A 21,438-nucleotide genomic window follows, 5' to 3' on the forward strand; every position below is an offset into this window, starting at 1 on the left:
CATGCGCTCCTATAAGTCCATCGAGCGCCCCGCCCAGGTGCTGGGCATGAACCTGCCGGACCTGGGGCTACTGGTCGGCCTGTTCATCGGCTCCGTGCTGCTGCTCGGCTTTCTGGGCATGGCCGTGCGCATCCCGCGTCTGGTCTACCTGCTCGTCATCGCCATCGAGCTAAGCCTTATTCTGGGTTTGCGCTACCTAAGCCGCAAGCAGGCGCCCGGCTTCCTGCTGGGCTGGCTCTCCTTCACCTTCATTCAGCCCCGCCGCCTGGCGGTGGGGCCTATACCTCCTCCTAGGTATGAGAAAAAAGCTTAAAACGGTCGCCTTTAGCGCCGTGATGCCCGTGCACAGCTTCGAGGGCGACAAAGTAATCTTCCGGGACGGCCGCGTCGCAGTGGGCTTCCGCGTGGAGCCCGCCGAGATGGAAAGCTGGACCGCGGACGACTACGACGCCTTCCAGACCGCGCTGGTGGGGGTACTGCGCCCGCTGCCGGTGGGCACCATCATGCAGAAAACCGACATCTACTACGACCGGCCCTACCGCGAGGACAAAAGCCAGCAGACCTACTTCGAGCACAAGATGAGCAAGCACTTCTTCGAGCGGCTGGTGCTGCTGCAGAAGTCTTACCTGTTCCTGTCCTTCGCCCCGGTGGCCGTGAAGTCGCCCAAGACCAACGCCGTCAACGCCCTGGTGGCCCGTGCCGGGGAAGCGGTGCTTAAGAACCCCTTTGCCCAGCTCGTGCACACGCTCGAAGCGGCCGAAAGCGGGGCCGTGGAATTCATTCAGGGCCTCAAGAACCTGGGCGGAGTCACTTTTGAACGGCTACAAAGCTCTGATATTCACCATCTCTACCTGCAGTACTTCAACCTTAACTTCGATGGGCAGCCTACCCGGCAGGAGCGCGAAATCGGCAACGACCTGGGCACCTTCAGCGTGGGCGAGCACAAGGTCAACGTGCTGAGCATGGTGGGGCAGGGCTCCGACGCCTACCCGGCCGTGCGCAACGGCTACGGGGTGACGGCGCCGATGCTCTACCCGCTCACCCACATCCTGCAGTGCCCGCACGTGCTCACCCAGGCTTTGCTCGTTCAGGATACCCGCGCCGAGCTCAGCTCGCTCGATACCGACCGCAAGCTCAACGCCTCGCTCTCGTTTCTGGCCACCCAGGACAACCACCTGCGGGCGGCCGAAGTCGAGGAGTTCACGGCCGAAGTGCGGGCCGAGAACAAGCAGATAGTGGGCCTGCACCTCTCCTGCGTGCTCTGGGACACGAACGACACCAGCCGGCGCGAGAACGTGGAGCGGGCCACGGCGGCCTTCCGCTACATGTTCGGCACGGAAAGCGTGGTGGAAAGCTACCTGGCCTTGCCCGTGTTCTTCGGCCTGCTGCCCGGCAACGCCGGGCAGGTGCCGGACCGCTGGCTGACGAGCACCGCCGACCGCGGGGCCTGCTACACCCACTGGACGGCTACCTACAAAACCGACCCGGTGGGGGAGTACCTCACCGACCGGTTCCGCAACCTGGTGCAGGTAAACCTGTTCAACACGGCCCTGGACAACCAGAACGCCATTGTCATCGGCCCCTCGGGCTCGGGCAAGAGCTACACGTTCGGCAATTTGATTGTGCAGCGCTTCGAGAAGGGCGCCCGGCAGATTATCATGGACGTGGGCGGCACCTACCGCAACGTGCTGCAGTCGCTCAACGGCGAGGACTTCGACCACACGTACTTCGAGTACGACCCGCAGCGGCCCATCGAGTTCAACCCCTTCGTGGTGCCGCGCGACGCGGCGGGCCGGTGGCTCTACAACGACGAGAAAACCAACTTCCACCTGGCCCTGATCGCGGCCCTCTGGAAGGGCGGCAAGGACACGGCCCTGGACAAGAGTGAGCGGACCATCCTCTCGCGCTTTTTGATTGAGTACTACGCCGGCCTGAACGAAAGCCCGCGCCTGAACCAGCAGGACGAGGAGTTTCCCGGCATGGAAAGCTTCTACCGCTTCGTCGAGCAGTACGACCAGGAAATGCAGAAGCCCGTGGCCCTGCCCGGGGAAGGCGCGGAGCCCGACCCACTGGACGGCGCCCGCCGGCAGTACCAGAAAAACCTGAAGTACATCGACCTGCACCAGTTCTTCCTGGTGCTGGGCCAGTACATCACCGGGGGTCGCTACGAGCGGGTGCTCAACGCCCAGCGCGACGTGGATTTGTCGGAGTATCGCCTCATCTGCTTCGATCTGGCCAAGGTGCAGGCCGACCCCGACCTCTACCCCGTGGTGGCCCTGCTCATCACCGAGCTGAGCCTGGACCTGTTCCGCAAGTTTCCCGACGACATCAAGTATATCGCCTTGGACGAGGCCTGGACCATGCTCTCGGGGGTGCTCTCCGAGTTCATTGAGTCCATGTACCGCACCATCCGCAAAACCAACGGCTCGGTGACCATCATTACCCAGGGCATCACCGAGATTACCAGCAGCAAAATCGGGCCGGCCATTATCAACAACTCGGCCACCAAGATTATCCTACGCCACGTCAACCCCGACTCCCTGGCCCAGCTGCAGGCCCCGCTGGGCCTCACGGGCCACGAGATGGATTTGATCCGCTCGGTGCGCTCGACCGAGGCCCTGCGGGAGTTCTTCATCAAGCAGGGTGCCAAGGGCAAGGTTTTCGCCCTGGAAGCGTCCCCGCAGCTCGATGCCATCCTGACGTCCAAGCCTGTGGAGCGCAACCACCTCAACAAGCTGGTGAAGTTCTACCAGCAGACCCAGCAGCGGCCCAAGACGGATAAGAACGGGCACGTGCTGCTCACCGCGGACGGGCAGCTGGAATACGAGCCGGTGCGGGTGCAGCGCCTGGACTACGCGGTGGACCAGTTTGTGGAGGATAAACAGGCCCGGAAAGGGGCCCTCGCGAAATGAGTATGCTGGGGAGTATGCTCGGGATGGTCGCCTACGGCATCGACCCGGGCTTTCTGCGGGCCTGCGACCAGACCCTGCAGGTGGTGCTCACGGCCTGCCGCTTTATCACGCCCAGCCTGATGGGCATTGCCCTGCTCTACACCATCGGGCGCGGCTTTATCTCCGGCAGCGGCCTGGCCATGGACTGGGGGCCCATTATTAAGGCTACCTGGATATTCTTCCTGCTCTTCTTCTACCAGACCCTGATGGACACGCTGGGCACGGGTCTGGCGGCTTTTACGGCCATGTTCTCGACCGACAAGTCGGCGGCCGAAGCCATCCGCGACCTGACCACGCCGGCCTCGGTGGCCGCCGCGGCCCGCAACGACTCCATGGGCATCGGTGACATCGTGGCGGGCGCCAGCTCGCTGATGACCAGCATTTCCCAGACGCTTAGCTCGTTCACGCTCTCGGGCATTCTGACGCGACTGTTTACGGCCACGGCGGTACTCATCATTCGCCACATCATGCAGTTTATCCAGCAGTTCATCCTGGGCTTTCTGTACGTGTGCGGGCCGATTGCCATGACCCTGTCGGTGATTCCGGCCTTCGGGCAGCTGGCCATGAAGTGGCTGCAGAACTTCCTGGCCGTGCAGCTCTGGGGCCTCACGTTCGTGCTGCTCGACACCATCTATGGCTTCTACGCTGAGACCGCGCAGGAGCCCAATGGCATTTTCAGCGGCCTCACCAACGGCCCGCAACAGTCCGTGGACGACGAGAAGTTCATGGTCATGTCCGTGGCCTTCGTGCTGCTCTACGTGATGGTGCCCTACCTCACGTCGATGTTCATCGGCTCCTCGGCCGTGCAGGGTTTCGTCGGCTCCATGGTCGGCTCGGCCGTGGGCGCCGCTACCGCCGTGGCCGGCGTGGCCGCGCCCGGGGGCGGAGGCTTATCGAGTGCCGTGGGCCGCGCGCTGGGCAATGGCGGCAGCCGGGGCGGGGGAGGTGGCCAGGGAGCATCCGGTGGGGGAGGAGGCAGCGCAGGCGGCGCCAGCGAGGGAGGTGAATCAGCTTCATCTTCAGCCTCTTCCGGCCTGCCCACCATCACCATGTCCGAAGCGCTGAACCCATCCTACCGCCAACGGGCCTCGGGCATCTGGACCAAATAATCTCTCTATCTGACTTCTTTATCCATGAAGAACCTTCCCTTATCCTTAGCCGCCGGGCTTGCCCTTGGTTTTACGGTCAGCTGTCAATCAAATCCCACTTCCAAGGAAACCAGCAGCACCCCAGATGCGCCAGCAGCGACGCAACCAGTAGCCAATTTTCCGGCCCCACTGCCCCTCACAGCCGTGGACCTCAAGCTGGGGGTGGCCGAGCAAACACCCCGCGAGGGCTACCTGCAGGTTGTGTCCGCCAAAGCCCTGAAAGCGGAGCCCATGCAGCTGCGGCTGCCGGCTATGTGGCAGTCCGACCCGGACCGGGCCGACATCGTCAAGGACGCCCCCGGCTACCGCATTTCCTACGAGGCGGTGCTGCAGTGGCTACCCCAGGGCTTCGGCCGCCAGCCGGTGCCGGCCTCGCTGCCGTTGTACTCCCCCAACGGCCGGGACACGCTGGCCTCGTTTCGCGTCGGCGGCCAGAACCTGAATGTGCCGGGCCGGGAGCGATACGACGTGACGCCCATTCAGCCCCGCAAGCCCCTGACTGTGCGCGGCACACTCTACGCCTTTCTGGGAGAAAACGAGCAGAAGCAGCCCGCTCTGGTGGTGTACCCCTATCGGGGCCGCGCCGGCGGGTTTGACGACTCCTTCAAAAAGGTGCTGCTGCCCATCAGCCAATAGGGGCGGTCGGGCAGCAAACTCCTACTCACTACAAACTCTCGCAACTCACTCAGCCAATGGATTCCGCCAAAGACTTAAGTACCTCTTTCTCCACCATGCGCAACCTGGCGCTGGGCAGCGTGCTGGCCCTGCTGCTCGTGGCCCTGGCCTCGGGCTTTCTGGTGTACCGGGCCTACGAAAACAGCGGCCGGCGCGTGTACGTCGTCTCGCAGACCGGCTCGATGGCCGCGCTTTCCGCCGGCAACGACGCCCACACGCCCTACGAAGCCCGCAACCTGGTGCGCCAATTCATGCAAACCATGTTCGGCCACGACCAATACACCTATAAGGCCAACCTCGACGCGGCCCTGCCCCTGATTGAGGGACGCGGCGGCCGGCGCATCTACGAGGGCTTTACCCGCGGGCAGGTGCTGCAGAACTACGAGCGCTACGCGGCCCGCAATGTGGTGACCGTGGACAGTGTGCTCGTGGACATGAGTAAGCGTCCCTGGTCGGGCTCGGTCTACATCAAGCAGCGCATTTTCATCGGGGGCCAGCAGAAGGAGCCCCTGCCGCTGGCCGCCAAGTTCAACCTAGAGGAAACCAACCGCTCGGACGCCAACCCCTACGGGTTGCTCCTCACCAACTTCGACTACATCCCCTACACCCCGCAGCTGACGCGGGAAGAGCAGGAGCTGCTGCAGGCCCAGGAAGCCGACCGCCAGCGCCGCCTGCAGGAAGCTGAGCGCGGCCTGGCCCCGGCTAATACGCCCAGCGCCCCCGCTGCTCCCGCTACCACCCCGGCGCCGGCCGCCCCTGCCAAGTAACCTCTAAGCCTTTCACCCATGCGAATTACTTCCCTCACGGCCCTATTCGGGCTGGTTTTACCGTTCCTCATCACGTCGCCCGTCGCCGCGCAGCGGGCCACCTCCCCGGCCGCTGCGGTAGTAGCCACCGATAACCTGCTGGACGTGGCCGTGTCCGACTCCTCGACCACCTACCTGGTTTTTGGCGGGCCCATCTCGCTGGTCGACGTAGGCATGGCCAATAACTACCTGGTTAAGATTGAGGCCAACGCGGTGTTTGTGCGGGCCCGGCGCAAGCACGCCCCGCCCACGCCCATGCTCATCCGCTACGGCTCCAAGTACTGGATGGGCCGGCTCGTGTACGTTAACCGCCCGGTGCTGCAGCTCTACGACTTCCAGAAGGACGGCACGCTGAGTGTCAACGGCAAGAGTTCGTCCAATGGAGCAGCGCCCGAAAACGAGCTGGCGCTGGACAAGGAGCGGGAAAAGAAAGCCATCGTCGAGGGCAAGCTCAGCAAGCTGCGCAAAGCGCGGGAGGAGCACCAGGCCGTGGCCGTGGTCGACAACGATTTAGTGCTCTCGCTGGCCAACGTGCGCAACGACAAGGATTTTACTTACCTGCGCTTCAAGGTCATCAATAAAACCAACATCGACTACAACGTCGATTTCACCGACTTCCAGCTCGTGGAAAACGCGCAGCAGAGGTTTCTGGCCCGCAAAAAGAACGAGGCCCGGCGGCCCCTGGCGCCCTCCGGCGGCCAGCCTAACCAGACGATAACCGGGCGCACAACCGGCTACCTGACCTACGCCATCCCCCTGTACGCGGCCACCGAGCGCGGCTATCTGGAAGTAACCCTGCGCGAGCTCAACGGCGCCCGGGTGCTGGTGCTGCCCGTGCCTTCCCGCGTGATTAACCGCGCCGCCACCATCTAACGCTGCCCGCCTACTTCTATGGAACCCATCACTCCTCCTACCCAACCCAACAGCCCGGCCTTTCACCCGGACAGCGAACATCCTGCCCCGGTGGCTGCCCCCGTGAAGCGCACCCCGGCTGAGCTGTTGCGCGCCAACTGGATGGCCCTGGCCGGCCTGCTACTAATGCTCATCATCGGTGGCCTGTTTCTCTGGCTGAAATCGGCCAAGGAAGCAGCCCAGCAGGAACGCGAGCCCGTCGCGGCGGCCTCGGCCAACATCGAGCCCGAAATCCCCTCGGTGGAAACCGCGCCCCCGGCACCCCTCGCTTCGCCCTCCGCCCAGATGGAAGCCCAGCGCCGCGCCGAGCAGGACGCCCAGAGCGCTCCAGCGCGAGCCACCGACCAAGATGTGGTGGACGTATTTGCCGTGGATACCACTGGCCTGGCGTTGCGCAAGCGTCGGCGAGCTCAGGCCGCAGCTCAGGCCGCCGCCCGCCGCGCAGATGCGGCCCGCCTGGCGGCGGCCGACGTGGACACCATTGAAACCACTATTCAGGACCCTTCGACTGGTTCTTACCGTGCCCAAACGCTGGTCGTGCCCCGGCGTCGCCTCGCCTCCGGTGGGGGAGGCAGCCGCCGGACGGGCACTGGTCGGACGGGCCGCAGCATGGTCCCCGCCCGCGACGTGGACGGCACCCCGTTTGAAACCGACCCGGACGTGCTGGCCATGCTAGGCTCCTCACCGCCGGAAACCCGCGCTGCCTACGAGCGCATGACCGGCAAGCGCTACCGCGACCCCAACCAGACCGCGCAGCTGCTGGCCAATCGAATGAGCGCCCCGGGCATGGATGGCTTTAACACCGTCAAGGTGGGCAATGCTAACCGGATGATGGCTCAGGGCAATCAGCGGGACCAGCAGCTGGCTCCGGACGTGTTTTTCAAGTGCGTCATCAACGGCGAGCAGAAGGTGCGCACGGGCTCCGTGGTCATCCTGCGCCTGCTGGAAGACGCCGTGGTCTCGGGGGTGACCTTCCCCAAGAACATGGTCTTTGCCGGCGTGGCCACCGTGGGCACCAACAACGTGACGCTGGAAGTCAACCGCCTCGGGCCCACCCGGGTGCAGGCCGATATTTACGACTTCAACTACATGCCAGGCATCATGATTGACCCGGTGAAGCGCGTGGCCCGCGAAGCCGGCATGGCCGGCAATGAGCTGCAGCAGCAGACCACCCAGGAAATCAGCACAGCTATCGACCGCTCAGCCTCCGCCGCCAACTCCGTGGTGGGCGTGGGCGGCCGGATGGCTGCCCAGGTGCTTTCGCGGCCCAAGACCCGCACCAAGCTGCGCGACGTGCTGCTGCCCGACGGCTACCCCATCCTGATTACTACGGCCGCCGCCGGCCAGCTGGGTCCGCAAGCCGCGGCCCGCTAACTCCATCCTTTCACTTAATCCCTACGACCATGAAAAAGACGCTTTTGCCGGCCCTCGTGGCCCTCGCCCTGCTTCTGGCGCCGACCCAGCAGGCTGCCGCCCAGATGGTGGTCAACGACCCCGTGCACATGGGCGTGCACATTGGCGACTTCGCCAAGCGCCTGGCGCAGTGGACCGAAACGGTCAAGAACTATCAGGTGGTAAAGGATGCCCGGCAGATTGCCGGCGTCACCAAGGACATTACCGGGCAGGTCAAGAACATCACCGATGAGACCCTGCAGCTGCAGCGCCAGGTACAGGCCGACCTGCGCAAGGTGCAGAGCATTCAGGATTTGCGCCTTTCCAACCCCCAGGAGCTGTTTGCGCGCGCCTTAGCTATGTCGGGCCGGGGGCAGAGCAACCAGTACATGCCCGTGTTCCAGAAGGCCGAGCGCCTGCGCCAGGCCCTGCAGATGGCCAACCCCCAGCAGGACTTGAACACGGTGTACGACGTGTTTTCCCGTTTCGGCTCGGGCGCCACGGCCGGCAACAACCGCATGAGCTCCCAGCAGTACCAGGCCAAGCGCGAGGAAGCGGCCGTCTCCACGTTCGCCTACGAGGAGATGATGCAGAAAAAGAAGATTGCCACGGCCTTCGGCTACTACAAGATTGCCGACGAGATGACCCAGCAGAGCATCGAAATGAATGCCACGCTCAAGAACCCCGGCCGCTACGCCATGACCGAAGGCGAGCGGATGGTGGCCCTGAATACCTCGAACGACAACATGATTAAAGCCATGCAGCTGCGGCAGGAAGCCGACCGGCTGCTGGCCGAAGCCGCCCAGCCCGGCCCCTCGCGGCAGGCGGCCGAAATGGTCTACTCCGACATCCTGGTGCAAAACGCCCTTATCAAAGCCGACCGGGCCCGTCCCCGCAACTAACTCCTTATGAAACACCTCCTGCTAGTGGCCCTGCTGCTGGCGGGGTCCGGCGCCGTGCCGGCCTCCGCTCAGCGCCACGTCCGACACATCTCCAGCTGGGGCGCCCACCTGGGCCGCTCCGAACAGGGCGACTTTTACGAGCTGAGCTACACCAGTATGCTCACCAACCGCCTGGCCCTGCGCGCCAGCATACTACGTGATGCCGGCAACCTTACCGGCCGGGGCGAATACTCCAGCTACGTGGGCCGGGCAATGATTGCTCCGCAGCTTTTCCGCATTGGGGAAGTAACCTACGTGCACCTGCTGCTGGGCGTCGGCGCCGGCTACGAGCGCACCGGCGAGAACGGTACCGGCCCGCTGGAAGCCGGTGCCAAGGAGCCGCAGCGCTTCACCTACGGCCCGCAGGCCGGGGCGGAAGTAGACTGCTTCCTGGGCAACCGCCTCTCGCTGGTGGCCACTGCCACCAAAGGCTACCTGTTCAATAACCCCCTCATTGATTCCTGGCCGGGTTACGCCAGCGCCGGCCTGCGCTATCACTTTCGCTAACCCTTGCCTTTCTGACTTATGAAACGACTTGCCTATCTGCTGCTGAGCGGCGCCACCTTAGCTACTGCCAGCTGCTCCAAGGACGACGCGACGCCCACCGGGCCTAAAGAATACCAGGTGGAGTACCGGGTTTCTTCCCCCACCGCCCCGGTGTCGGAATACATCAGCTACGATAACGAGAGCGGTGGCACCACCCTCAACAACGTCGCGCTGCCGGCCACTTACCGCTTCAAGCGCACCATGAAAAAGGGCGACCACCTGAGTATGCTGGCCAGCCTCGACGGGGGCACGGCCACTTCGGAAATCACCGTGGCCATCCTGCTCGACGGTCGGGAAGTAAAGAAGGAAACCGGACGCGGCACCGATGCCCAGGCCGTACCGGTGTACGTAATTGGGCAGTAGGGAATGAGTATAAAAAAGCCCGACCAGCGTACTGGTCGGGCTTTTTTTATGTGTAAGCGCAATTACGCTGCAGGGGCTAGTTCCCGCTGCAGGCACGCCAAAAGCTTTCGATAAGACTCCGGGCAAATCCTAACGGTGGGTTCCTGCGCGGTGCAGTACAGAAACGTGGGGTCAGCCAGGGCAACGGCCCGGAACCAGTCAGATTCCTGAGGTTCGGCGGAAAGGAATAGTAAGGGAGTAAATTCTTCTTGAATGAGCCGAATCACCAGCCCTTGCACGGTAGGGCAAATGCTGGAAAACCGGCGATGTGGAATCGCGGGCATAGCGGAAAGCTTATACGGAAAGGAAACTAAACAGCGGGGCCCGCTCGGGTGACGGGAGACCCCATAGCCAGCTCACCGCAGCCAGAACGCGGGCTGCAGGGCGCTTGCGGGCAAGCGAGTGAGGCTACGAAAAAGAGGGTTTAGCAGCCGTACCCACGTACAGGGCGGGGCGTTGCCGGATGGGCAAGGACCGGCGGGTAACCGCGCTCGGCTTGGGCCGGTCCGTTAAGGACACGGAAGCCAGGAGGCAGTTAGTAAAGCGCAGGTGTTGCGAGGCAAGCATGCTCAGGAGCCAGGTGAGGGCACAAAACTAAGCGTTTACCGCCAACCTGAATAGCCGTTTTAAACCTGGCAGCAAGGTTTAGGACTTGCTGGCGAATCACAAGAAGTGTCGGCTCACACGCAGGTGGGGCGTTGGAGCTACTTTCTGTGCAACAAGGACCTAATTGAGGAATGCCCCTACCTACTTATGACCGAGAGTTGCCCAAAACCTAGGGGTGCAATCATCATTTGGCTTTTTTAATCGAAATTATTCGCCAATTTTAGCCTTTAATTGGAATTGAAATTGCCTTGGTTGTCCGCATGGCCGTCGTAATGGAAAAAAAGAGCCCCTGGCCGCTGCTAGTGTTTGCCACCTCGGACAAGGCCGCCAGCCGGCGCATCCAGCAGGCCCGCCGGGCCGGGGAGCTGCGCGAGCTGCTGCCCCGAGTGTATACCTCCGACTTAACCACGGACCCGGCCCTGCTCGTGCGGCGGCACTGGCTGCCGCTGCTTGGTCACCTTTACCCCGAAGCCGTCATCAGCCACCGCTCCGGCCTGGACGCGCAGCCCACGCCCGAAGGGGATATTTTCCTGACCTACAAGTACGCCAAGAAAGTAGCCCTGCCGGGCCTCACCGTGCACCTGGTACCGGGGCCGGGCCCGCAGGAGCTGGACCGGCCGTTTGGCAGCAGCACGCTGTATTTTGCTTCCGAAACGCGGGCCCTGCTCGAAAATTTTCAACTGGGGCGCACCCGCGGGGGCATCAGCAAAACCTTGCCCGTAGCCGCGGTGGAAGAGTACCTGGAGCGCCTGTTGCGCGTGCGGGGCGAGGAGGGACTGAATGAGCTGCGCGAACAGGCGCGCACGCTGGCCGGACAGCTGAGTTGGGACGCCGAGTTCAGCCGGCTCAGCCAGGTCATTGCCGCGCTGCTGACCACGGCGCCCAGCAAGCTGCTTACCTCGCCCGTCGCCCGGGCCCGGGTGCTGGGCCTGCCCTACGACCCGGACCGGGCCGCGCTGTTTACCACCCTGCTCACCGCCCTGCGCCAGGCCCCGCTGCCCAACCGCCCCGACCCGGCGCCCCAGCCGCCGGCCTACTACGAGCTGGCCTTCTTTGAGGCCTACTTCTCCAACTTCATCGAGGGCACCGTCTTCGAGGTGGACGAGGCCCACAACATGGTGGTGGGCAATGCGCCCGTGGCCGGCCGCCACGCGGATTCGCACGACGTGCTGAGCACCTACCACCTGGTGAGCAACCCCGCCGAGATGCGCGTCTTGCCCGCGACGGCCGACGAACTACTCGCCCTGCTGCAGCGCCGGCACGCCGCGCTGTTGCGTGAGCGGCCCGACAAGCGCCCGGGCCAGTGGAAGGAACGCGCCAATCAGGCCGGCAACACCAACTTCGTGGAGCCGGAGCTGGTACGCGGAACCCTGCACCAGGGCTTTGCCTGCTACACGGCCCTGGAGCACCCGCTGGCTCGGGCGGCGATGATGATGTTCATCGTCAGCGAGGTGCACCCCTTTGACGACGGCAACGGCCGTCTGGCGCGCATCATGGCCAATGCCGAGCTCGTACGCGGCGGCCTCAGCCGCATCATCATCACCACCAGCTACCGCCAGGACTACCTGCGGGCCCTGCGCCGACTCAGCCGGCAGCGCGACCCGGGGCTGTACCTGCGGATGCTCGACCGGGCCCAGGCCTTTACCGCGGAACTGCGGCCGGACTCTTACGCTTTCTTGAAAGAGCAGCTATCCAAGGTGCAGGCCTTTGACGAAGCCAACGAAGAAATGGTGTGGTAGCAAAAACTCCCTAGCAGCAAGGGCCCGCGCCGTTGTGGCCGCAGTAAGCAGAAGCTGACGCACGCGGCACTTAATACGTTTCCATTGCCTTTACCGCCCCCGGAATCCTCTCCCTGCACCGGGCAAGTGCCGGCCCTCAACCATTCGCTCCTTCTTGTCGTCTTAGGTGCTCCATCCACCTGTACGACACATGGCTGAAACGATAAAAAACTGGTTCATTACCGGCGCCTCCACCGGCTTCGGCGAATCCCTGGCCACCCTGCTACTCGCCAAGGGCGACCGGGTCGTGGGCACTTTCCGCCAGCCGGCGCAAGTCGCCGCCTTTACCCAGCGCGCCCCCGGCCAGAGCCTGGGAGTGCTCGCCGACGTCACGAATACCGCGCAAATCACCTCCGCCGTGCAGCAGGCCCTCGATGCCTTCGGCCACCTCGACGTGGTGGTGAACAACGCCGGCTACGGCTCGCTGGGCAGCATCGAGGAAATCTCGGAAGAAGAAACCCAGCGGCAGTTCGACGTGAACGTGTTCGGCCCGCTGCGCCTGATTCGGGCCGTGCTGCCGCACCTGCGGGCGCGCCGGTCGGGCCACATTCTCAACATCACGTCGGTGGGCGGGCTGCTGGGGCTGGTGCATTCGGGCATCTACAACAGCTCCAAGTTTGCCCTCGAAGGCATCGGCGAGTCGCTGGCCCTGCAGCTGGCACCGCTGGGCATTCACGTCACCAACGTGGAGCCCGGGCCTTTCCGCACCAATTGGGCGGGACCCTCAGCCACCTACCTTCAAACGAAGATTGCCGATTACGTGCCCAGTGTGGGCGAGGGCCTGAAGGCATCGTTGGGCCGCGACGGCAACCAGGTCGGCGACCCTGCCAAGGCGGCCGAGGCCATGTACCAGCTCGTGCGCCTGCCCCACCCGCCCGTGCACCTGCTACTCGGCGGCCCCGCCTACCAGATGGCCCGCCAGAAATTTCAGGCCATCGGCCAGGAAATTGAAGATTTCGCCTACCTCGGTGAGCCCACGGATTTCTAAGCCGCCGGCTTTCCCTTTTTTATTGTTCCTTATTCCTCGCGCATGAAGCCTCGCGTCATCTGCCACATGATGAGCTCCCTGGACGGGCGCACCATCCTCAAACGCTGGGGCCACGCGCCCAACACGCAGGCCTACGAAGCCACCGCCGCCACGTATGAAGCGGACGCCTGGATGTGCGGCCGCGTGACCATGGAAACTGATTTCACCAAGGGCCGGGCCCCCGACCTGCAGCCGGTGAGCGCCCCGCTGGACCGCGCGGATTTCGTGGCCGACTACACGGGCGGCTCCTTTGCCATCGCCGTGGATGCCCACGGCAAGCTGGGCTGGCAGTCGGCGTATATCGACGATGACCACATTATAGCCGTGCTCTCGGAGCAGGTCAGCGACGAGTACCTGGCCTACCTGCAGCGGCAGGGCGTTTCCTACCTGTTTGGTGGGCGGACGGAAATTGACTTTGCGCATGTGCTTGACAAGCTCGGGGCGCTGTTTCCCATCCGAACCCTGCTGCTGGAAGGCGGCGGCCACCTCAACGGCTCCCTGCTACGGGCCGGGCTCGTCGACGAGCTGAGCTTGCTGCTCTATCCGGTGGTCGACGGGGCCGCTTCCTCAGCGGCGGTGTTCGAACAGGGCGACGCCCCAGGGCCCGCCACGCGCTTTGAGCTGCTGAGCCAGGAGCCGCGCGAGCACGGCGTACTCTGGGGACGCTACCGCGTGGCGCGCCCCGAATAAGGTCCCCGACCACCTTTTGAACATCTGTTTAACAAGAACATGACCAATCGTTGGAATCTGACGGGGCGCCGGGCCCTGGTTACGGGCGGCACCAAGGGCATCGGCCGCGCCGTGGCCGAGGAGTTGCTGGGCCTGGGCGCGCAGGTACTAATTACGGCCCGCCACGCGGACGAGGTGGCCCAAGCTGTGGCCGAGTGGACCCGCCGGGGCCTGCCCGCCCTGGGCGTGGCCGCCGACGTCAGCACCGAAGCCGGCCGCACGGCCATTTTCGAGCAGGTGCGCACGCACTGGCAAGGGCTCGACCTGCTCGTCAACAACGTGGGCACCAACCTACGCAAAGGGTTCACCGACTACACCCCGGCCGAATACGAGCGCCTGTTTCAGGTGAATTTGTTTAGCATCATCGAAATGTGCCGGGCGGCCTATCCGCTGCTACAGGCCTCGGGCCACGCCGCCATCGTGAACGTGGGCTCGGTCGCCGGGCGCTTCGACGTGGGCACTGGCGCCTACTACAGCCTGACCAAAGCCGCCGAAGAGCAACTGGCCCGCAACCTGGCCGTGGAATGGGCCCCCGACGGCATCCGCGTGAACACGGTGGCCCCGTGGTTTATCCGCACGCCGCTCACGGCGGCGCTGCTGGCCCAGCCCGCGTTTCTGGCCAAGCTGGAAGCCCGTACGCCCCTGGGCCGCGTGGGCGAGCCCGAAGAAATCGCGGCGGCGGTGGCGTTCCTGTGCTTGCCAGGGGCTTCCTACATCACCGGCCAGTGCCTGCTGGTCGATGGCGGGATGAGCGCGAAGGGGCTGTAGGGCCGCTTCAAACCCGGCGGCGGGGCCAGGGCCGTGCAAGACCGGTTTGACCCTATTTACGAGCACAAATCGCGGCACGTGACCCCAAATGCAACTTCTTTCGTCCGCCGGTAGCGCAAGCAAGCGGGCGTAAACGGGGTTGCAGCAGGATTTTATGCACAACCTTTTGGTTGGTGGCCGGAACGCGCCCCCGTGTTGCGCCCACCAAAAACCGCTGCCACCCACTGCCCGAAACGGTTCCGCTTAACTGGACCACCCCGATGGCACCCCGGGCGTTGCGGGCTGAGTCGATAACCTCAACCTTACCAACGAGAGGAGCGGTTCGTGCGCCAAAAGAGGATAACCCTAGGTTGAACACGGTCGTTACCACGGGGATTAAGTAAACCCTTTAACCCCGGCACCATGAAAGCAATTGTGTATTACGGCCCCTTGGACGTGCGCGTGACTGACAAGCCCGACCCTAAAATTGAGCAACCCACGGACGTGTTGGTGCAGATTACCACCACCAACATTTGCGGCTCGGACCTGCACATGTACGAAGGCCGCACCAACATGGAATCCGGCCGCATTTTTGGCCACGAGAACCTGGGCCGGGTCGTGGAGGTCGGCCCGGCGGTCCGGCAGGTGAAAGTGGGCGACATGGTGTGCATGCCGTTTAACATTGGCTGCGGCCACTGCAAAAATTGCGAGCGCAAGCTGACCGGGTTTTGCCTGACGATGAACCCCGGTTTCGCCGGGGCGGCCTATGGCTTTGCCGGCATGGGGCCCTACGAGGGCGGGCAGGCCGAGTACCTGCGCGTGCCGTACGGAGACTTCAACTGCCAGATATTGCCGGAGGATGCCCACGAAAAGGAAAACGATTACGCCATGCTGTCCGACATCTTCCCGACGGGCTACCACGCCACGGAACTGGCGGGGGTGAAGCCGGGCGAATCGGTGGTCATTTACGGCGCCGGGCCGGTCGGGCTCATGGCCACGCTGTCGGCCCGCATCAAAGGGGCCGACAAAATCATGGTGGTGGACAGCCACCCCGACCGGCTGAAGCTGGCCAAGGAATTGGGGGGCATCCCCATCGACACGACGAAAGGCTCGGCGGTGGACCAGGTGCTGGAGTTAACCGACGGGCAGGGGGCCGACCGGGGCTGTGAATGCGTGGGCTACCAGTGCTGCAACCGCCACGGCCAGGAACAATCGAACGTCACCATGAACGAACTGGTCCAGGCGGTGAAAGCGACCGGCTCGATTGGCGTGGTGGGCGTGTTCGTGAAGGAAGACCCCAAGTCCAAGGAGCAGCTGCAGAAAAAAGGCCACATGGACTTCGACTTTGGCAGCTTCTGGATGAAGGGGCAAAGCATCGCCACGGGCCAAGCCAACGTGAAATCGTACAACCGGGAACTGTGCGCGCTGATTTCTTCCGGCAAAGCCAAGCCGTCCGCCATCGTCTCCCACGAGCTTTCCCTGGACGAGGCCCCGGATGCGTACAAGCACTTCAATGCCCGCGACAACGGCTGGACGAAGGTGGTGCTGAAACCGGGCAAAAAGAGCAGCGGCAAGAAATAAGCGGCAAGTTGCGGGCTGACCGGCTGACCGCGGCCGGCGTTGCCATTGCCTACCGGTAGTACCCCGGCACCGCCCCCGGGTTTTTTGGCACCTGCGCCGTGGTGCCCCCAGCCAACGATGCGCCGGACGTTGCGGCCGCCAGGCTGCAGGCAGCCTTTCAATAGGCACCGGGCGGTAAACCGCCCGGCTAACAAGATTTGGTCTTCCGAGCACCTCGGTGGCCCTGCCGGTCGTATGTACCGACATCTTTTCAACCAATCACCTTACTTCTTTTCGCATGAGTTACATCACAGCCGGCAAAGATGCCAATGGCGAAGATATTAAGCTGCACTACACCGACCAGGGCAAAGGCGCCCCGGTAGTGCTCATCCACGGCTGGCCGCAGAGCCACGAGGCGTGGTCCTACCAGCTCGGCGAGCTGCCCAAGCACGGCATCCGCGCCATTGCCTACACCCGCCGCGGCTTCGGCAACTCGTCCAAGCCCTTCGAAGGCTACGACTACGACACGCTGGCCGACGACCTGAAAGCCGTGCTCGACACGCTCAACCTGCAGAACGTGACGCTGGTGGGCTTTTCCATGGGCGGCGGCGAAGTGGCCCGCTACATGAGCCGCCACGGCGGCGCCCGCGTGGCCAAAGTTGTATTTATTTCCTCGGTGACGCCCTACCTGCTCAAGACCGACGACAACCCCGACGGCGTCGATAAGTCTGTCTTCGACGACATCCAGGCGAACATCGCCAAAGACCGGTTCGGCTTCCTGCAAACCTTTGGCAAGCAGTTCTACGGCGACGGCCCGCTGAGCAACCCCGTTAGTTCGGCCGTGCTCGACTGGTCGTTTGGGATGGCCGCGCTCGGTTCGCATCAGGCCACGGTGGCCTGCGGCAATTCTTTTGCCACCACCGATTTTCGGCCTGACCTGGCGGGCATTAAGGTGCCCGCCCTGGTGATTCACGGGGCCGATGACAAGACGGTCCCCATCAAAAACAGCGGCGACCGGATGCCGCAGCACCTGCCCCACGCCACCTACATCACCTATGATGGCGCTCCGCACGGCCTGTTCATCACCGAAAAGGACAAGCTCAATCGCGACTTGATTGACTTTATCACCGGCTCGGAAGTGCGCGCTGGCCAAACCAGCTAAAAAGATGACGCTTAAAAAAAGGCTGGCCCTGCATGCAGGGCCAGCCTTTTTTTAAGTCCACATCAGGGGAGCTGTCGGCAATGGTGTTGGTTACTGGTTTGCGCTCGGCCCGTGGCACTTCGGTCCATCGAATTAGGCATGGACCGCCTCGGGGTGGCGTTAGATGAGCCAACTGAAGGGCAGCTTGCCGATAGCAGCCCGCCGCACTAGAATAGCAGCCCGCCGCACTAGAGCAGTAAGGCGGGCAGCAGCTGTTGCAGTAGGATGGGCGGATGGAGCAGTCAATCAAAAAAAGCCCCGGCCCGGAATGATTCCGGCCGGGGCTTTTTAGTAAGCAGCGGGCGAGCTGCCGGGGGCCTTACTTTTTCGCGGCCGATTTTTTGGCGGCTTCGACGATGAAATTGGCCACCTCCGTGGGGTGCGAGAGCATGGGCACGTGGCTGGATTTCAGGGTGAGGGTGGTGGCCCCCAGCTGCTTGGCCAGCTGGCGCTGCAGCTCGGGGTTAATCATGCGGTCCTCGCTGGCCACCACGTAGAACGAGGGGCGCGTTTTCCAGGCGGCGGCGGTGGCCTTCTGGCCCAGGCCGCTGAGCGAAAGCGGGCCCTGGGTGACGTAGATGAGCTGGCGCTCGGCCGGCTTGAGGTCAGGGGCAAAGTCCTCGTCGATGCCCTTGCGGGTCATGCTCACGAAGCCGGCTGCATCGGGGCGGAACTCGGCGGCGCCGGGCGTGGGCGGCAGGCCCTTGCCGAGGTCGCCGGCGGCCTGGTTGGCGTCGAGGGCCCAGGCGGCCAGAAACACCAGGCCAGCTACTTTGGGGTCGTTGCCGGCTTCGGAGATGACGGCGCCGCCCCAGGAGTGGCCCACCAGCAAAGTGGGGCCGTCCTGCAGGGCCAGGGCGCGCTTGGTGGCGGCCACGTCGTCGGTGAGCGAGCTGAGCGGGTTCTGCACGGCCGTGACGTGGTAGCCTTTGGCTTCGAGCAGCGGAATGATTTTGTTGTAGCTGGCGCCGTCGGCGAAGGCCCCGTGCACCAGCACGATGTTTTTCACGCCTTGCGGGGCGGTTTGGGCGGTAGCGGCCTGGGGCTGGGCGAAGGTGGCCGCGGCCAGGGCGCTGAACAGAAAATACGTGGACTTGAACATGTTGGGAACGGAGAAAGCTGCCCAAGCCGGCAGGCCGGGGGGGGCGGTGAAGTATGGCGCAAAGGTCCGGCTTTCGGAAGAGCCGGGTTTTCACCTAGGTTAAAAAATGCACGGAACGGCGCCATTTTGGCTGTCGCCCAACCCGTAGCCGTATGGTTCGGGGCGATGCGTTATGTTCCGCTGGGCTTTGCCCGTTTCTCCTCCCGCGATGCTGCCACCTGTTCCTGCCCTTCCGACGGCCGACGCCGAATCCGTCCTGGCCCACCACCTGCAGGCGTTTGCCGGCCTCTCGCCGGCCGACCTGCGCCTGGCCGACGGGCTGTGGACCCGCCGCACGGTGGCCAGAAACGAATTTTTCAACTTCCGCAACGCCGTGTGCCGACACGTCGGCTTTGTGCTGCGCGGCCTGTTCCGCGTGTACTACGTTGACCCGGTTTCCGCCCAGGAGCACAACCTGTTTTTTGTGGCCGAGAACACCTTCCTCACGTCGCTCAAAAGCCTGCTTACCCAGCAGGGCTGCCCGTACTTTATCGCGGCCGTCGAGGATTCCGAGCTCTGGGTTATCGGGGCCGAGCCGCTGCAGCAACTCTACGCCGCCTCGCACGGCTGGGAGCGGTTCGGGCGGCGGCTGGCCGAGCAATACCTCGTTCTACAGCAGGCCAAGGCCGAAAGCCTGCTGTTTCAGTCGGCCGAGGAGCGCTACCTGGGCTTGCTGGCCCAGCTGCCGGGCATCACCAACCGGGTGTCGCTGGGCCACATCGCCTCGTACCTGGGCATCCAGGGCCCGTCGCTGAGCCGCATCCGCGCTAATTTAGGCGGGAAGTAACGGACTGCGCGATGGCCTTTGGCTAGTTGGTTGATTTCCTTATTTTCGCTGATTTATGCCCGCTGCGCTTCCAGCAATTTGCTTTTAAATCGTTCGGGCAAGTCGAATTTCGCGCGGGGCTGGCCGAGCCAGCCAGCCAGCCAGCCGGAGACCGCCAGTTTTATCAAGATTCTGCTGGTCGAGGCCGGCGGGAACGTCGTGGTTGGTTTTCAGGAATACCACCTGACGCACCCCACCCTGTTCATTCTCAATGCCGGGCAATACCACCACTTGAACGAAGCCTGCGCGGGTACGGCCCTCTGCCGCAACCGGGATTTCTACTGCGTAAAGCATCACGACCGGGAAGTGGCCGGCAACAGCGTGGGCGGCAACATGGCCACGGTGGTGGCCCTGATGGCCAAGGACTAGAAAGGCCCACCGCTGAGGCTGCATGTCCTGTTCTGGCCCGTGACGGACGCCACCTTCGAAGCGCCTTCGTACAACCAGTTTGCCACGGGCCGCTTCCTGACCAAGAGCCTGATGCAGTGGTTACCAGTTTACCAGCATTTTGCGCAAGGCCCGCGGCACTGTTGCGGGCCTTTCTGCTGCTTGGGAGCGCCTTTACCAGCAGGAAACAGCCGCGCGGCAACCCGACTGGTGCCCACCGGTTGTTTTTTTTAGCCAAAGCAGGCCGTTGCCCGTTTACAAGTAAAATATGCGGATTACCCTTCTTCAAATCAACTACACCTTACCACCATGGCGGAAATAAAAGCACTGGCGGCCCGGCAAGCCCACGGCCTCCTCGAACCCTTCACCTACGACCCCGGCCCCCTCGGGGCCGAGCAAGTTGACATCGCCGTGGAGTATTGCGGCATCTGCCACTCCGACCTTTCAATGCTCGACAACGAGTGGGGCATCTCGGCTTATCCCTTCGTGCCCGGGCACGAGGCCATCGGCCGCGTCGTGGGCCTGGGCGAAGTCGCCCAGCAGAAAGGCCTGCAACTCGGCCAGCGCGTGGGCGTGGGCTGGAATTCCCACAGCTGCCTCCACTGCGAGCCCTGCCTGCAGGGCGACCAACAAATGTGCACCAGCGGCCAGCCCACCATCATTGGGCGGCACGGGGCCTTCGCCGAGCAGGTGCGCGTGCACTGGCTGTGGGCCGTGCCCATTCCGGAGGGCGTGGACCCCGCCGAGGCTGGCCCGCTGCTGTGCGGCGGCGCGACGGTGTTCGCCCCTTTGCTCGATTACGTGCAGCCTACCGACCAGGTGGGCGTGCTCGGCATCGGCGGCCTGGGCCACCTGGCCGTGATGTTCCTCAATGCCTGGGGCTGCGACGTGACGGCGTTCACCTCCAGCCCGGCCAAGATGGCGGAGGCTCGCTCGCTCGGAGCCACCCGCGTCGCGTCGAGCACCGACGCCGCCGAGCTGAAGAAGCTGGCCCGCACCTTTGACTTTCTGCTCGTCACGGCCAACGTGTCGCTCGACTGGAACGACATCATCGCCATGCTCAAGCCCAACGGCAAGCTGCACATCGTCGGAGCCGTGCTCGAACCCATCCCGGTGGCGGTGTTTCCGCTGCTGCTCAGCAACCAGTCGGTCGGCGCCTCGCCCAACGGCAACCGGGCCCAGACCGATAAGATGCTGCGCTTTGCCGCCCAGCACGGCATCAAGCCCCTGACCGAGCACTTTCCCATGAGCGAGGCCAATGCCGCCCTGGACCACCTGCGCGCCGGCAAGGCGCACTACCGCATCGTGCTCGACATGAATCTGTAAGAAATGAATCGCGCGGGCGCGCAACGGCCCCACCGCTCGGCGGTGGGGCCGTTTTTTGTGGTCTGGTCGTCCGCTTAACCTCCGCGCAGTGAGGCCTTTTCGTAGCAGCGGGGAAATCTCACGTGAGTTGGTCTAACTAAGCTGGACACCGTTAGGACGTGGTTTGAAGGTGGATTTCAACGTGGTTTGGCGACTGGTAGTGAAGGGCGTATTACCGTCGTTTAGCGTTGTTATAGGCGGCAGAGTGGCTGATTCATAAGCGCGCTTCGGCGAAGCCATAAAAGCTGCGGCCGTCGCGCAATTCAATTTTAATAGGGCTCCAAAATGATTCGGCGTG

At 63.6% G+C, this 21,438-nt stretch carries 22 protein-coding genes; 19 read left to right on the forward strand and 3 right to left on the reverse strand.

All coding sequences use genetic code 11. From position 1 onward, the window contains the following. The first annotated feature begins 1 nt into the window (after position 1). Genes H8B13_RS19795 through H8B13_RS19840 form a run of 10 tightly spaced genes read left to right on the forward strand, consistent with a single transcriptional unit; the run spans position 2 to position 9,734 of the window. A complete protein-coding gene (locus H8B13_RS19795) occupies positions 2–313 on the forward strand; it encodes a hypothetical protein (protein ID WP_187312554.1) in 312 nt (103 codons plus the stop codon). Further along, a complete protein-coding gene (locus H8B13_RS19800) occupies positions 297–2,912 on the forward strand; it encodes a VirB4 family type IV secretion system protein (RefSeq protein ID WP_187312555.1) in 2,616 nt (871 codons plus the stop codon). Before H8B13_RS19795 ends, H8B13_RS19800 begins: the two co-directional genes overlap by 17 nt. 14 nt (positions 2,913–2,926) lie before the next feature. Then, complete coding sequence (locus H8B13_RS19805) at positions 2,927–4,060, forward strand: conjugal transfer protein TraG N-terminal domain-containing protein (protein ID WP_187312556.1); 1,134 nt, start codon at positions 2,927–2,929, stop codon at positions 4,058–4,060. Between the two features lie 24 nt (positions 4,061–4,084). Further along, positions 4,085–4,735 (forward strand): hypothetical protein, encoded by a 651-nt coding sequence (locus tag H8B13_RS19810; protein ID WP_187312557.1) that lies wholly within the window; start codon positions 4,085–4,087, stop codon positions 4,733–4,735. A 56-nt stretch (positions 4,736–4,791) separates the two neighbouring features. Next, positions 4,792–5,541, forward strand: coding sequence for a conjugal transfer protein TraK (locus tag H8B13_RS19815; RefSeq protein ID WP_187312558.1), 750 nt, complete (start codon positions 4,792–4,794; stop codon positions 5,539–5,541). An 18-nt stretch (positions 5,542–5,559) separates the two neighbouring features. Continuing rightward, entirely contained in the window at positions 5,560–6,453 is an 894-nt protein-coding gene (locus H8B13_RS19820) for a DUF4138 domain-containing protein (protein WP_187312559.1), read from the forward strand. 18 nt (positions 6,454–6,471) lie between these two features. Further along, on the forward strand, positions 6,472–7,866 hold the full coding sequence (gene traM / locus H8B13_RS19825) for a conjugative transposon protein TraM (RefSeq protein WP_187312560.1): 1,395 nt from the start codon (positions 6,472–6,474) through the stop codon (positions 7,864–7,866). Positions 7,867–7,895: 29 nt separating this feature from the next. Further along, positions 7,896–8,786: a hypothetical protein gene (locus H8B13_RS19830; RefSeq protein WP_187312561.1), complete on the forward strand. Its 891-nt coding sequence runs from the start codon at positions 7,896–7,898 to the stop codon at positions 8,784–8,786. Between the two features lie 6 nt (positions 8,787–8,792). Next, the gene (locus H8B13_RS19835; protein ID WP_187312562.1) at positions 8,793–9,332 is read left to right on the forward strand and encodes a hypothetical protein; all 540 of its coding nucleotides are present in this window, start codon (positions 8,793–8,795) and stop codon (positions 9,330–9,332) included. Between the two features lie 18 nt (positions 9,333–9,350). Beyond that, on the forward strand, positions 9,351–9,734 hold the full coding sequence (locus H8B13_RS19840; protein ID WP_187312563.1) for a hypothetical protein: 384 nt from the start codon (positions 9,351–9,353) through the stop codon (positions 9,732–9,734). A gap of 62 nt (positions 9,735–9,796) precedes the next feature. Here the strand turns inward: H8B13_RS19840 and H8B13_RS19845 are convergent, their stop codons facing one another. Beyond that, on the reverse strand, positions 9,797–10,057 hold the full coding sequence (locus tag H8B13_RS19845; RefSeq protein ID WP_187312564.1) for a hypothetical protein: 261 nt from the start codon (positions 10,055–10,057) through the stop codon (positions 9,797–9,799). Between the two features lie 124 nt (positions 10,058–10,181). Next, the gene (locus H8B13_RS19850) at positions 10,182–10,340 is read right to left on the reverse strand and encodes a hypothetical protein (protein ID WP_187312565.1); all 159 of its coding nucleotides are present in this window, start codon (positions 10,338–10,340) and stop codon (positions 10,182–10,184) included. Between the two features lie 299 nt (positions 10,341–10,639). Between H8B13_RS19850 and H8B13_RS19855 the strand changes: the two genes are divergently transcribed. The 6 genes from H8B13_RS19855 (at position 10,640) to H8B13_RS19880 (ending at position 17,382) form a co-directional block, all read left to right on the forward strand. Beyond that, positions 10,640–12,118 carry a Fic family protein gene (locus H8B13_RS19855; protein ID WP_187312566.1) on the forward strand — a complete coding sequence of 493 codons (1,479 nt, stop codon included), beginning with the start codon at positions 10,640–10,642 and terminating at the stop codon, positions 12,116–12,118. A 190-nt stretch (positions 12,119–12,308) separates the two neighbouring features. Next, positions 12,309–13,145 (forward strand): oxidoreductase, encoded by an 837-nt coding sequence (locus H8B13_RS19860; protein ID WP_187312567.1) that lies wholly within the window; start codon positions 12,309–12,311, stop codon positions 13,143–13,145. Positions 13,146–13,187: 42 nt separating this feature from the next. Next, a complete protein-coding gene (locus H8B13_RS19865) occupies positions 13,188–13,874 on the forward strand; it encodes a RibD family protein (RefSeq protein WP_187312568.1) in 687 nt (228 codons plus the stop codon). A 39-nt stretch (positions 13,875–13,913) separates the two neighbouring features. Continuing rightward, positions 13,914–14,681, forward strand: coding sequence for an SDR family oxidoreductase (locus H8B13_RS19870; protein WP_187312569.1), 768 nt, complete (start codon positions 13,914–13,916; stop codon positions 14,679–14,681). 402 nt (positions 14,682–15,083) lie between these two features. Beyond that, positions 15,084–16,241 (forward strand): glutathione-independent formaldehyde dehydrogenase, encoded by a 1,158-nt coding sequence (locus H8B13_RS19875; protein WP_187312570.1) that lies wholly within the window; start codon positions 15,084–15,086, stop codon positions 16,239–16,241. 277 nt (positions 16,242–16,518) lie between these two features. Next, positions 16,519–17,382, forward strand: coding sequence for an alpha/beta fold hydrolase (locus H8B13_RS19880; protein ID WP_187312571.1), 864 nt, complete (start codon positions 16,519–16,521; stop codon positions 17,380–17,382). Between the two features lie 358 nt (positions 17,383–17,740). Here H8B13_RS19880 and H8B13_RS19885 read toward each other — a convergent pair whose 3' ends face one another. Next, a complete protein-coding gene (locus H8B13_RS19885) occupies positions 17,741–18,523 on the reverse strand; it encodes an alpha/beta fold hydrolase (protein WP_187312572.1) in 783 nt (260 codons plus the stop codon). A 337-nt stretch (positions 18,524–18,860) separates the two neighbouring features. On the opposite strand from H8B13_RS19885, the gene H8B13_RS19890 reads away from it, so the two are divergent. The 3 genes from H8B13_RS19890 (at position 18,861) to H8B13_RS19900 (ending at position 21,101) form a co-directional block, all read left to right on the forward strand. Then, positions 18,861–19,349 carry a Crp/Fnr family transcriptional regulator gene (locus tag H8B13_RS19890; protein ID WP_315985171.1) on the forward strand — a complete coding sequence of 163 codons (489 nt, stop codon included), beginning with the start codon at positions 18,861–18,863 and terminating at the stop codon, positions 19,347–19,349. Between the two features lie 18 nt (positions 19,350–19,367). After that, a complete protein-coding gene (locus H8B13_RS21435) occupies positions 19,368–19,757 on the forward strand; it encodes an alpha/beta hydrolase (RefSeq protein WP_261990482.1) in 390 nt (129 codons plus the stop codon). A 327-nt stretch (positions 19,758–20,084) separates the two neighbouring features. Further along, positions 20,085–21,101: an NAD(P)-dependent alcohol dehydrogenase gene (locus H8B13_RS19900; RefSeq protein ID WP_187312574.1), complete on the forward strand. Its 1,017-nt coding sequence runs from the start codon at positions 20,085–20,087 to the stop codon at positions 21,099–21,101. Positions 21,102–21,438: the final 337 nt, after the last annotated feature.

Origin of the sequence: Hymenobacter sp. BT188, assembly GCF_014333585.1 — a bacterium.
Classification (GTDB): Bacteria; Bacteroidota; Bacteroidia; order Cytophagales; family Hymenobacteraceae; genus Hymenobacter.

Excerpts from the sequence above, each read along its gene's own strand:
- H8B13_RS19805 (WP_187312556.1), top strand. The coding sequence starts at position 2,927 with ATGCTCGGGATGGTCGCCTACGGCATCGACCCGGGCTTTCTGCGGGCC.
- H8B13_RS19865 (WP_187312568.1), top strand. The coding sequence starts at position 13,188 with ATGAAGCCTCGCGTCATCTGCCACATGATGAGCTCCCTGGACGGGCGC.
- H8B13_RS19880 (WP_187312571.1), top strand. The coding sequence starts at position 16,519 with ATGAGTTACATCACAGCCGGCAAAGATGCCAATGGCGAAGATATTAAG.
- H8B13_RS19885 (WP_187312572.1), bottom strand. The coding sequence starts at position 18,523 with ATGTTCAAGTCCACGTATTTTCTGTTCAGCGCCCTGGCCGCGGCCACC.
- H8B13_RS19800 (WP_187312555.1), top strand. The coding sequence starts at position 297 with ATGAGAAAAAAGCTTAAAACGGTCGCCTTTAGCGCCGTGATGCCCGTG.
- H8B13_RS19855 (WP_187312566.1), top strand. The coding sequence starts at position 10,640 with ATGGCCGTCGTAATGGAAAAAAAGAGCCCCTGGCCGCTGCTAGTGTTT.
- H8B13_RS19860 (WP_187312567.1), top strand. The coding sequence starts at position 12,309 with ATGGCTGAAACGATAAAAAACTGGTTCATTACCGGCGCCTCCACCGGC.
- H8B13_RS19850 (WP_187312565.1), bottom strand. The coding sequence starts at position 10,340 with ATGCTTGCCTCGCAACACCTGCGCTTTACTAACTGCCTCCTGGCTTCC.
- H8B13_RS19875 (WP_187312570.1), top strand. The coding sequence starts at position 15,084 with ATGAAAGCAATTGTGTATTACGGCCCCTTGGACGTGCGCGTGACTGAC.
- H8B13_RS19845 (WP_187312564.1), bottom strand. The coding sequence starts at position 10,057 with ATGCCCGCGATTCCACATCGCCGGTTTTCCAGCATTTGCCCTACCGTG.
- H8B13_RS19840 (WP_187312563.1), top strand. The coding sequence starts at position 9,351 with ATGAAACGACTTGCCTATCTGCTGCTGAGCGGCGCCACCTTAGCTACT.
- H8B13_RS19900 (WP_187312574.1), top strand. The coding sequence starts at position 20,085 with ATGGCGGAAATAAAAGCACTGGCGGCCCGGCAAGCCCACGGCCTCCTC.
- H8B13_RS19795 (WP_187312554.1), top strand. The coding sequence starts at position 2 with ATGCGCTCCTATAAGTCCATCGAGCGCCCCGCCCAGGTGCTGGGCATG.
- H8B13_RS19830 (WP_187312561.1), top strand. The coding sequence starts at position 7,896 with ATGAAAAAGACGCTTTTGCCGGCCCTCGTGGCCCTCGCCCTGCTTCTG.
- H8B13_RS19820 (WP_187312559.1), top strand. The coding sequence starts at position 5,560 with ATGCGAATTACTTCCCTCACGGCCCTATTCGGGCTGGTTTTACCGTTC.
- H8B13_RS19870 (WP_187312569.1), top strand. The coding sequence starts at position 13,914 with ATGACCAATCGTTGGAATCTGACGGGGCGCCGGGCCCTGGTTACGGGC.
- traM (WP_187312560.1), top strand. The coding sequence starts at position 6,472 with ATGGAACCCATCACTCCTCCTACCCAACCCAACAGCCCGGCCTTTCAC.
- H8B13_RS19835 (WP_187312562.1), top strand. The coding sequence starts at position 8,793 with ATGAAACACCTCCTGCTAGTGGCCCTGCTGCTGGCGGGGTCCGGCGCC.
- H8B13_RS19815 (WP_187312558.1), top strand. The coding sequence starts at position 4,792 with ATGGATTCCGCCAAAGACTTAAGTACCTCTTTCTCCACCATGCGCAAC.
- H8B13_RS19810 (WP_187312557.1), top strand. The coding sequence starts at position 4,085 with ATGAAGAACCTTCCCTTATCCTTAGCCGCCGGGCTTGCCCTTGGTTTT.